Origin of the sequence: Synechococcus sp. R55.4, from assembly GCF_047461935.1 — a bacterium.
Lineage (GTDB): Bacteria > Cyanobacteriota > Cyanobacteriia > Thermostichales > Thermostichaceae > Thermostichus.
Genome location: NZ_JANSIF010000034.1, coordinates 23,370 through 33,596, shown reverse-complemented (window position 1 = coordinate 33,596; position 10,227 = coordinate 23,370). Strand labels below are relative to the sequence as shown.

The 10,227-nt window shown below is 50.7% G+C and carries 9 protein-coding genes and 1 CRISPR repeat array; all 9 genes read right to left on the bottom strand.

The window, feature by feature from the left end; translation table 11 throughout:
• Positions 1-97: 97 nt before the first annotated feature.
• A CRISPR array of direct repeats spans positions 98-500; the repeat unit is 29 nt; unit sequence CGGTTCACCCCCACGTGTGTGGGGACAAC.
• A gap of 19 nt (positions 501-519) precedes the next feature.
• A complete protein-coding gene (gene cas2e, locus NW842_RS09035) occupies positions 520-792 on the bottom strand; it encodes a type I-E CRISPR-associated endoribonuclease Cas2e (RefSeq protein ID WP_414356224.1) in 273 nt (90 codons plus the stop codon).
• Positions 792-1,739, bottom strand: coding sequence for a type I-E CRISPR-associated endonuclease Cas1e (gene cas1e / locus NW842_RS09030; protein ID WP_414356226.1), 948 nt, complete (start codon positions 1,737-1,739; stop codon positions 792-794). The genes cas2e and cas1e overlap by 1 nt, the downstream gene beginning before the upstream one ends.
• A 12-nt stretch (positions 1,740-1,751) precedes the next feature.
• Positions 1,752-2,384, bottom strand: a complete 633-nt coding sequence (cas6e, locus tag NW842_RS09025) for a type I-E CRISPR-associated protein Cas6/Cse3/CasE (RefSeq protein WP_414417893.1) — start codon at positions 2,382-2,384, stop codon at positions 1,752-1,754.
• Positions 2,366-3,013 carry a type I-E CRISPR-associated protein Cas5/CasD gene (gene cas5e / locus NW842_RS09020; RefSeq protein WP_414356230.1) on the bottom strand — a complete coding sequence of 216 codons (648 nt, stop codon included), beginning with the start codon at positions 3,011-3,013 and terminating at the stop codon, positions 2,366-2,368. The genes cas6e and cas5e overlap by 19 nt, the downstream gene beginning before the upstream one ends.
• 4 nt (positions 3,014-3,017) lie before the next feature.
• The gene (gene cas7e, locus NW842_RS09015) at positions 3,018-4,190 is read right to left on the bottom strand and encodes a type I-E CRISPR-associated protein Cas7/Cse4/CasC (RefSeq protein WP_414417892.1); all 1,173 of its coding nucleotides are present in this window, start codon (positions 4,188-4,190) and stop codon (positions 3,018-3,020) included.
• An 85-nt stretch (positions 4,191-4,275) separates the two neighbouring features.
• Entirely contained in the window at positions 4,276-4,875 is a 600-nt protein-coding gene (gene casB / locus NW842_RS09010; protein WP_414356235.1) for a type I-E CRISPR-associated protein Cse2/CasB, read from the bottom strand.
• Positions 4,872-6,470 (bottom strand): type I-E CRISPR-associated protein Cse1/CasA, encoded by a 1,599-nt coding sequence (casA, locus tag NW842_RS09005; RefSeq protein WP_414356238.1) that lies wholly within the window; start codon positions 6,468-6,470, stop codon positions 4,872-4,874. Before casA ends, casB begins: the two co-directional genes overlap by 4 nt.
• A 16-nt stretch (positions 6,471-6,486) precedes the next feature.
• Positions 6,487-9,168: a CRISPR-associated helicase Cas3' gene (cas3, locus tag NW842_RS09000; RefSeq protein WP_414417891.1), complete on the bottom strand. Its 2,682-nt coding sequence runs from the start codon at positions 9,166-9,168 to the stop codon at positions 6,487-6,489.
• Complete coding sequence (locus NW842_RS08995; RefSeq protein WP_414356242.1) at positions 9,165-10,151, bottom strand: helix-turn-helix transcriptional regulator; 987 nt, start codon at positions 10,149-10,151, stop codon at positions 9,165-9,167. Before NW842_RS08995 ends, cas3 begins: the two co-directional genes overlap by 4 nt.
• Positions 10,152-10,227: the final 76 nt, after the last annotated feature.

Here is a 10,227-nt window from a genome sequence, read left to right as displayed (position 1 = left end):
ATCTAAAAAAACCAACTTCATCCTCTTTCCTCTATAAATTATTCTCTCTATCCTAACATAAGATCAACACGACCTAGTTCGCCGTAGACAAGTCTGGCGGTTCACCCCCACGTGTGTGGGGACAACTCTGCAGCCACTCCCTCTTGAAGACTTTGCCGGCGGTTCACCCCCACGTGTGTGGGGACAACGTACAAGCTGAGGTTTATTAGTACCGGTGGAGTGCGGTTCACCCCCACGTGTGTGGGGACAACTCTTCAAGTTCTTCAAGTTACTCTTCAAGTCATCGGTTCACCCCCACGTGTGTGGGGACAACGTCACCCGGTAGTCACCAGTAGTCACTCTGCCTGGTTCACCCCCACGTGTGTGGGGACAACGTAGATTCCACTCGCGGGCACCACCGCTTCTTCTTCGGTTCACCCCCACGTGTGTGGGGACAACCATCAATCGTGCTGCCTTTCTGGGCTGCTCTACCGGTTCACCCCCACGTGTGTGGGGACAACACTTCCAATTTTGCTGATTTTAGTAGGTTTTGACCAGCAGCACCCCTTCTATGTCTACTAGCTGCCGTGAGGGATCCCCGATGCTTTTAGCCCAAAATCCCTGCTCCGAGTTGGTGGAGTAGATCATTAGCGCTGAGCCATTGCCTATTTTGCTGGTCACTCGCGCCCACAGTTCTTCTCGAACCAGGGCTGAGACTCGACCGACAAACACCCCTGCTTTTACTTCAAACAGCCAGCGGCTCAGATCGCCCCTCAAGCTGGCTGGGACGCTTTCCAAGATAAAAACCACCATCAGACCGACGTTTCCTCATCTAATTCCTCTCCGTAGCTCACTCCTCCCTCAACAGATCCTTTCTTGTCATCCCAAAGGGATCCCACAAAGTCAGCCTCGTCCTTGGTATTTCTAAAACCTAGAATTGTGTCAACATCATCTACAATTCTTTGCATCAACCGATATTCTGCAAACTTCTCCCGACATAGTCGCCTGGTTCTCGACTCAAGATTTGAGTGTGCTTCGGATGCGGCCTTAAAAGCAGCAGGAATTGTAATCTCTGTCTTGTAGAGATCTGCGACATCATAAACGAAAGATAAGGGTTTGCCCACGTGAATAAACCCCAATGCAGTTGAGTAGCCCACAGCATTTAGGGCCGATTGACAAACAGAGTATAGACAGGCATTAGCAGCAGAAAGAGCTCTGTTAACCGGATCGGAGTGCTCCCATTTTTTGGGTTTGTAGTCTCGACCTCTCCATTTCACCCCCATTTCTTTGCTTAATCGATTGTAAACCGTTCGCACTCGCACCCCTTCTAGGCCGCGGATCTGCTCAAGAGTCAGTCCATCCTTCAAAGGTTCGGTAAATCGAAACGCATACATACGCCGAACCACTTCCAGGTGCTGAGCTGGATCTGCCCATAACTTGGCCTGGTGGTAGAGCCTTTCCACACTACTGGAAGGATGGGATCCACTGGCATAAAAGCGCAGTCCATCTTCACCAACCCACTGAACTGAACATAGGCCATCTGCCAAGTTCTTGATGGCGGCATGAGTAATTACAGCTCCGGGGCCTAGCATCAACGCTGTCAAACTGGCGCAAGGGATCACATACCTTCCATCTTCCTGCAAAACAGCAACAGCCCTGGCATCCTGTTCAATACGGCATCGTTCTACATAGACATAGCTAATGCTGTCTCGAACCTTTGGAATAGATCGTAGACTTGTCGTAACTGGCTTGTTCTCCATACAGATTCTCTTCTAAAAGGCAGAGTGGCTGATTTTACTCAAGGACAAGAGCCCACAGCCGTAAGAGCGGCCTCGTCCAATCCCTTGCTGCACCGCTTTAACCAAAACCTCGGCATCGGTTACTCGCAATATGCCCTGGAACAACACAGTGTATATGCGGACTGGCCCAGGGATCTCCTTTTTGATCCCAAAGATGTTGGGCGATGGGATCCCTTCTGCAGCTAACACCTCAAATCCATGCCGCTGGCCCTGACGACATAACCACTCCAGTTGATCCGCAAAGCGAAAAAATCCGACAATCTTGTGGGTCTTCTTGTCTCGCTTGCTGGGATTTGCCCGCAGGCGAAACCGAAAGCACTTTCCCTTGGCCAGAACTTCTGCTGTCAGGTCAAAGGTTTTCACCTCTGGATCCCTTTGGACATAGCCCTTTGGCAGGCGAGACCAATCGGGTTGAATCGCAGACTGTACCAAAATAGTGTAGCCATCCGGTTCTTGACGATAGAGAATGCACCAATCGGATCGAGGAGTTTGGGTAGGCTGATCAGGAAAACCATGCATAATTCGCTGATGCAAAGCATGAGAATTGCTGAGATCCCTTTGCACTAAGAGTTGTCGTTCGTTGAGAACTAGCCGGGAAAGATACATATTGCCTCCGGGAGTGCATAGTATTCTGTCTTAACGGCTCGACGACCGAAACGCCGCGGCTGCCAGCTCAAAGGTACATCCTGACGAATATCCAAGCTATCTGAGACTTCCAACACAAAACGAAGTTGAGATGGATGCTTCTCACGTCTGGAACACTCGTAAGGATGCTGGCGCAAAGCTTCCAGCAAAGGTTGCTCCACAACTCCTATTCGCACAGAGCGGCTTGGAATAAAGCTTTTTCGGCCCAAGAACAGTTGCCAGCGGGGTCTTTCAAGAGCCTGATCCAAAGCTCTGAGTAAATCGGGATCCCCTTCCAGTCCCACCAAGTAATCGCCATCTGCTACGTAGTAGCGCTCGCTGATGGTAGTTTTAGCCTTATTCCTATCGTGCATGTTGTTTTGCACCGTGTGGAAATCCTTGCGCAGGATCCCTTCTTTATTGACTCGCACCCCCATTTTGAGAGCAGCCAGATCACCGACAGGTTCCCAGCGAGGACGGCCCAGCGCGGCACAGAGGATCCCGATTACGGCAGACTTGGTGGGCTCACGACGGCTATCGCGATAGTCGAACTGGCTGTGGTCGCCCCAACTCATCATGGGAGCACGCAATCGCATTAGGAGCGTAGACATGGTTCTAACCCTCCTGACCGCTACCAACAACATCAAGAGCTTCAAGAGCTTTCTGTATAAGACTCTCAACAGAACCTTCCTGGCTGGGTTTGAGCACGCTTAATCTGCTGGACAGCCTATCGAGAGTGACAACCCCCCTATACTTCACATCAGGTTCCCCATACATCTTGATAAGCTCTCCCCAGTGAGTATCCAGAGCCTTAACGGCATTTTCCAGCAAGCTCAATCCTGCTTTGGGAGCAACTGGATCTTCGAAAGCATCCACCAAGGAAATAGGCTGACCTTTCCGAACTACCAACATCACCAGTGCAGGCCGAGTGTGAGCCGCAAACCCATTTTGATGTCCGCTGGGAACAGCATGAACAAAGGCCGTAGCAAAAGCTTTGACAATGGATCCCAGATGCTCAGTTCCTCCCAAGTTATGAATCAACTGTTCTTTATCCAGAACAGCAAAGCGATAGTAAGTCGAGCTGTTATACCCAGTCTCACCCATGTGATCGGCTCCGGTATCGTCACTGCCACTCAGATCATCTACGGCTGTAAAGAAATCAAACTCTTGTTGCAAGACATTGACGCTAATTGCATGGGCCACTTGAACAGCAGCATCAACATTTACTGCAGGCAGCGAGGCCATCATACGACCAAACAAAGCCACGTCGCCCGGCTTGCCTGTATCGGTCAGAGCTCTTTCGATGGCTTTGGCAATCTCTTTGGGCAGCTCTCGATTATTCCCGGCTAGACCAGGAGAAACAACTCCCCAGTTTTTAACTAGGACATTGGCAATGGCCTCCAGCTCTGTATAACCTAAAAATAGAATTGTTTTTGTTTTACCGGGCTTTTTCGGGTCTTCCTCTGCTCCCAAATGCTTCAAGGCTAGCTTAGCTGCCAATTCAGCCTTCTCTTCAGAAATCTCTTTCTGGACAAGTAATGCTTTCAGGTTGGGCAGCCACAAACGAGAGCGACAAGCAAACTGATCTGCACTCACATCTGAGTATTGTTGATAATAAAGTCGCACCGCTCGTTTTTGGCACTGGCTAGAAATCCGCGCCCGAGGACGACCACCGAATACCGTAGACTTAGGCATTCCATTTTCATCTCGGTTGAGGTTGGCAGGGCAGAAACTTTGGATCAGGTGAATTTCCAGTCGCATGGTTTCTTTCTCTTTGTTTCGTTGCATGGTGACTTCTCCTTTGAGTTATGGGATCCGAAGATTCTCGATGATCTAGCTAGGAACGAAGCTGTTTTAGTTTGGCTTTCGCTTCTTACATATCGGTTTCGACCTCATCAATTGCCTCAGAAGTTGCATCGTCAACCTCCTTTTTCCCTTCAGATTCAGAAGAAGATATTTGCCAAAAGGTTCTAGCCCATCTGTCCTGAACAATTTGATTAGGATGATTCCATAAGCAAAGGTCAGCGATTAGCGTTGGGTAGTGGACGAAAATCTTCCTATCACTTTTGCTTTTCATTTGTCGCACCAAAGCTGTAATTGGGTATTGAATGTAGTCAAGCTCTGCCTCAAGAAGAGACTTAAATCTTTTCTCTGGGCCTTTGGAGGGTTCAGCGCTGTCTTGCAGTTCACGACAGCTTTTTGCAAAGTTTCTGGGGTCTGGCTCCACGTCTTGGTCATGGTAAACCGAGAGGCAAGCCACAAAAATCCAGATATCCTGTTGCCATTCGGGGATGCCTTCCAAATAGGGCAGTACAAAGGGGTAAACCTTCCACAAATGGTAAGCTTCGCCAGAGAGTGCCCGCTTAAAGGCGGCTCTTGTGCCGTTGTCGTTTTTGACGCGCTCCTGAATTGCTTGTAAAAACCTTGTTGCCCGCTCCAGTCGATTGTGTGATAAAGTCTGGACTCCGGTCATGACTTAGTCTCCTGCTTAGAAACAGCTTGCTCTTTCCTTTGATTTTTCTTTGTGGCTTTTTGGTTTTGGGCTTTCCTTTCCGTCGGGCTGAGGCGGAGATCTGCCAGTTTCCGCTCCAAAATCTGCAGGGCTGCGGCCCTAGCCTGGTAGTTGCGAATAGGTTCTATAGATTCGATAAAGGCTTGGAGGGCAGCAGTTTGGACGGTTTGAGTCCAGGCAGGTAAGGTCTTGGATCCGTAGCGAGTGATCCCATCAGATCCAGTTTGGCTATCTTGAGGCAAAGCATACAGCAGCTCTGGAAAGGCGCGATCGAGATCTGCCCAGTAACGAGATTCTCCATCTAGGGCATTGGCTAGTTTCTCGGGCTCCCCATTTTTGAGGACTTCTGCCATGGAAAAGTAGGGACTACCTTTGAAAGAGCGAAAAATTTGTTGATGACTCTCAGCAATTGCAATAGCACTTTTTAGGCTTTGTGCCAGTTCTAAGTCTGTAACAAATTGAATTGGAGCTGAGAATCGAACTGAGCTCCATCCCAGAGGTTTAGCCTGATCGGCACTCATGCCCAATATTTCAAATACAACTGTATCACTAATCATTTCTTCTGATCTGAGTTCAGCCAACCAATCTACAATCCGGGGACGAGTTTGCTTGTCAGCCGTCAAGAGAAAACTGTCCGCATCGCGCCACAACTGTCTGTGCAGAGATAGACGCACTGGCTTTCCTTCTCGATAGGCAATGCCACATTCCCACTGTCGAGCCTCTACATTATCGGGTAAGGAATTACCCATGGTGATGGCCAGTTGTTTCACTCGCCCCATCTCTGCAACCTCTAAAAATAGCCGCAGCCTCCGCCAGGGAAAAGTTAGATAGTGAATGTATCCTTTGGGAATCTCTTTTTTAGGTTGGCCACTGTAGCCAGTTTCAGTTTCCCAAGTAGGTAGATCTTCTCCAGATACCGCGCTGGGTATCTCATTCTCTGGACTGTACTGCATTAAATTTAACATCAGTGTCTCTTTTAAGCTCTTTCCCCTGAGGAGAACATTGGCAGCATTAATCGTTGGAGTGTTTACGGCAGATCGATTGCCGCTATCTTGCCCCACATAAAAAGCTCTTAGGCTGGTAATATCCACCCCCTGTAGGCGCACCAGCAGTCGAGCAGCTTCTGCTAAGGAAATGCTATAGCCACTCCATTCATGCTCATGAGAGAATACCTCAGATGTGCTCATAGTATGGATTGCGTAGACAGGTACAGCTTTTTCTAGAGTTAGAGCTGTATCCTGCATGAAAGGACGACTAGAATCAAGAAGGTCGAAACGATCTTGCTTACTTTGTAGATAGTCGATGACTTTCCGAGCATTGTCTTGAAAAATATCATTCCAGTGATCTGTATCCCTTGGCCCCTGATAGGCTTGATGCATAATTGCCAATAGGAAACGATAGAGTGCCAAGGTTGTAGGGGGATTATCTCCCCGAATTTCTCGTAAACTTTCCCACTGTTTAAATAATTCAATCAAAGACAGCTCCTGCATCTGAAAATCACGGTCAATCACAGGGATCCACTTTTCTGTTGTGAGGTTAAAGGATTGAGTTGTCATAGATTTCTCCCAGGGGCTAGCTGTTAATCTTCTCGATTGTGACTCCAAGCTTGGGATCCAACCGCAGTCGCCAGTTGTCCACTTGAGCCCACCCTTTGGCATTCAAAACAACATAGCGACAGTTGCGCAACAAGGCAGATGTCCAAGTTTTGGGGTTCTCTTGAGATCGCAGCTTCTTCACAAGTTCCCAGCTAGAGGAAATGCGGGCGCTGTAGGCCAGCAGCTTGCGAATCATAGCTAGACTAGGCTCTTTTTCGAGATCCACCTGCTCTTGAGTGCCAGGAAAAACTAAACCAGTCTCATCTTTTTGTAGGAAGATTGTTGCTACAGAAGGCTGGCCAAGCCGGGTGACGGCTGCGATGGTACTTTCGTCATCCTCTTTTTTCAGCCGAGTGAAGTGGTCAAGTTTTGCATCAGAATAGGGTGGTGGAATCTTCACCTCATTGGCCTGAGCTCTTTTGGCATCTTCCTCTTCAGTTTTATACTTTTCCAAAGAGGCAAGCCAATCCTCAGCATGAATTGTCTCCAGTTCTTCGGGGGCAGGTATTTCCAGATCATATACTGACTCGATCAGAGCATCGATTTCCTCAGGCAGTTGTACATGGTAGCGCTGTCGCAAAGCCAGCCAACTGCGCAGAAGAATGTGGCGATCGTAGATGTGTCCGCTTTCTTGAAAGTCAGCTTTGCCCTCGCCGGTTAAGGCTGGCTCTACAATCCATAAACAAGGGGCAGCCAACTCAGATGGCCGCTTGTCTCGTTGGTGGCGGTGCAGCCGCCCAGAGCGTTGTAAAAGAAGATCAACAGGAGCCAAATCGCTGATCATTAAGTCAAAGTCCACGTCTAGGCTTTGCTCAATAACCTGGGTTGCTACCAGAACGAATCGAGAAGGGCGGCAGTAGCCGTTTTTGCCAAACTTCTCCAGGCATTCTTTTTCAATCTCTTCTCGATCCTTGAACAAAAAGCGCCCGTGAAATAGGCCCAGCTCCTCTGGCGGAAAATGCTTCTGGAGACGCTGAAAAACTTCTTGGGCGCGATTCACTGTTGAGCAGATAACGGCAACGCATCCACCCGATTCAGACAGCACTTGCGAGAGTTCTTCAGGCCACCGATCATCTTTGACCCAACGGATCCCTAATTTTCGGCGCACATGATCTGAGGGTTTAAAAGGCTGAGCTAGGGCTTCTCCAGAGGCAAAAATCGTAATGCGGGGATAGCTGGCAGCAGGGAGATTGGGCGGGGGTTGATTGCAGCCTCTGGCGTAGGCAGCCAGTAGTCGCTGGCGGGTGCTGACAGGCAGGGTAGCGGAAAGGGCAATCACCGGGGATCCCAGTACTGCTGCCCATTCCAAAAACCGCTCCAGCAGGGTGCTCGTGTAGAGGTCGTAGGCGTGGATCTCGTCTAGGATAATCGTGCGCCCCGCCAAACCAAATAGGCGGACAAACTGGTGGCGTGCTTGTACTGCCCCCATCAAAGCTTGGTCAAGGGTGCCCACGCCGTAGGCACTGAGCAACGTCCGCTTGCGGGCCGTATGCCACTCGCTGGCGAAAACCCCCTTGCCCTCCTGGTCGCAAACCTGCTCTAGGCGACAGACGGTATCTAGGTAATCTTCTTTGAGAGCCGCTGCCCCATGGCTGAGGGTAAGGTTCACTACAGCATTGGGATAGCGCTTTTGCAAAAATGGCCTGACGCGCTCGAACATGGCATTGCTGGTCGCTTGGGTAGGCAAGCCAATGTAGAAACCGCCGGTTCCGGTTTGATGCTGCAGGTGATCTGCCAGGTAGAGCGCTGCTTCGGTTTTGCCTTCCCCCATTGAGGCTTCCACCATGACCAGACAGGGTGGGGCTAGCTTGTCCCTTAGGTCAATGGCTGCCATTTGCAGGGGTCGAGGCTTGGTGATGAAGTCGAAGAGCGTCTCAAAAGCAAGAGGGGCACCTGTGGTGGGCGCGACCCAACCTTGGGCTTTCAAGGCTTGTTGGGCTTTTTCGGCTAACCCTGGGGCATAAGCCTCAAAGGGTTCGTCGTTGGCGTAGGGGAAACTCTCAGAGTTGGAAGCAATCCAGTCGGAAACCGTTGTCAGGCCGGCTAACATCATGGCAGCAGCATTGTTGCAGCGGTCGGGGAGCTCCTCTGTCCTCAACCCAACAAAATCTCGCAATTGTCTAAAGATCTCCCGACGAAATGGGATCCAAACTCCTCGACCGACATCATCTGAGAAAAGACTTTGAATATCCTGGGATGTCGGAAAAAAGCCATGATGACCACCCACAATTTCTGCTAACCTTCGGGCCAGTTTCTTTTGCAGGCCAAGCTCTTCCAAAAAGCCGGGTAGGGTTGCAGCGGTAACAGTTCCATGAGGTGTTTCTTGTCCGGTAGTGGGATAGCTGCGCCACAGATCGTAGAGATTGGCTCCCACCAGGGCTTTTCCCACTTCGCTAACTTGAAATTGAAAAGCAGGACTGACTTTGCCCAGGTCATGACACCCAGCCATAAAGCCGCAGAAGCGCACCAAGGGATCCCCTTCCAGCCCCAAACCTGCCGATAGCTGCCGGCGAGCAACCGGGCTGAGGTACGTTTTCACGATCTCCATGGCCACGGCGGCTGTGTCCGCCAGGTGACAGAGGACTGGATGATACAGAGGTTGGCCATTGTCTCGGAACTGCCCCTGTCCGGTCTTGGCCCAAAACCGGGGTTCGTTCATGGGGATACCTCCTCGTCGATGTACTGCTGGCTCATATCGCGGATCTCCTGCCGCATCATGTCCACCAATTCCGGCGGATCCAACACTTTGGCCCCTCTGCCATAGCCCAATACCCAGCGCTTCACATCGTTCATCCCCCGCACCGTCATGCGCAGAATTAGGGATCCATCGGGCTGTTCTTCAATCACCTGGGTCGGATGCCAGCGCCGCTCCCGAATAAAGGGGGCTGTCTGGGCGTCAAACCAAATCCCCACCTGCCGAGGGATCCCACCCGCCTCATGTTGAAAAATCATCGCCATATGGGCTTTGGGATCAAAATTGGGATCGATCTCAAAAGTTTGCGGCAAGGTTTTGAGAGCCAGGATCCTGTCTACTCGAAACCAGCGCACTTCCTGTCTTTTGTGGCACCAGCCGATGACATAGGGATTCGTCCCCCGGTAGATGTGCAACAGATAGGGATCCAGCTCTCGTTCCGACACTTGATCGCCCCGACTGGCGGTGCGGTAGCGCATCCACACTCGCCTTTTTTCCCGACAGGCATCCTCCAACTGCTGCCAAATCTCCCAATCCAGATGGGTTTCTGCTCCTGCGCGAAAAATGAGCCGGTCATCGGCCACCTGCTGTAGATCCAGCCATTCCTGCTCTGGGAGCCGTTGAGCCAGCCGCCCAATCGCCGAGCGCAACTGTGGGGCATAGGCGGATCCCGCATAGGCTTCCAGCATTCTGGCCCCCAGTGTTAAGGCAAACAGTTCCCCTTTGGTGAGAGATATTGTCGGCAACCGCCATTCCAGATCGGTGTAGTGATATCCTTTTTCGCGGTTGGTTTTGATGGGAGCTTGAAAGCGGTCTTTCAAGAAGCTGATGTCCGCCCTAACCGTTCGTTCGCTCACTTCCAGAGCTTTGGCCAGCGAAGAGGCTGTCTGCCTCTGCCCGGAGCGCAGCAACATATCCAGCTTCAAAACCCGCTCTAGCTGACGTAGCATTGCTTACTTTGGTGAGGATGAGCGCATTCTAAACAACTCACCCGGCAAAAGCGCTTCCGACTTCTCTAAAGGTTTG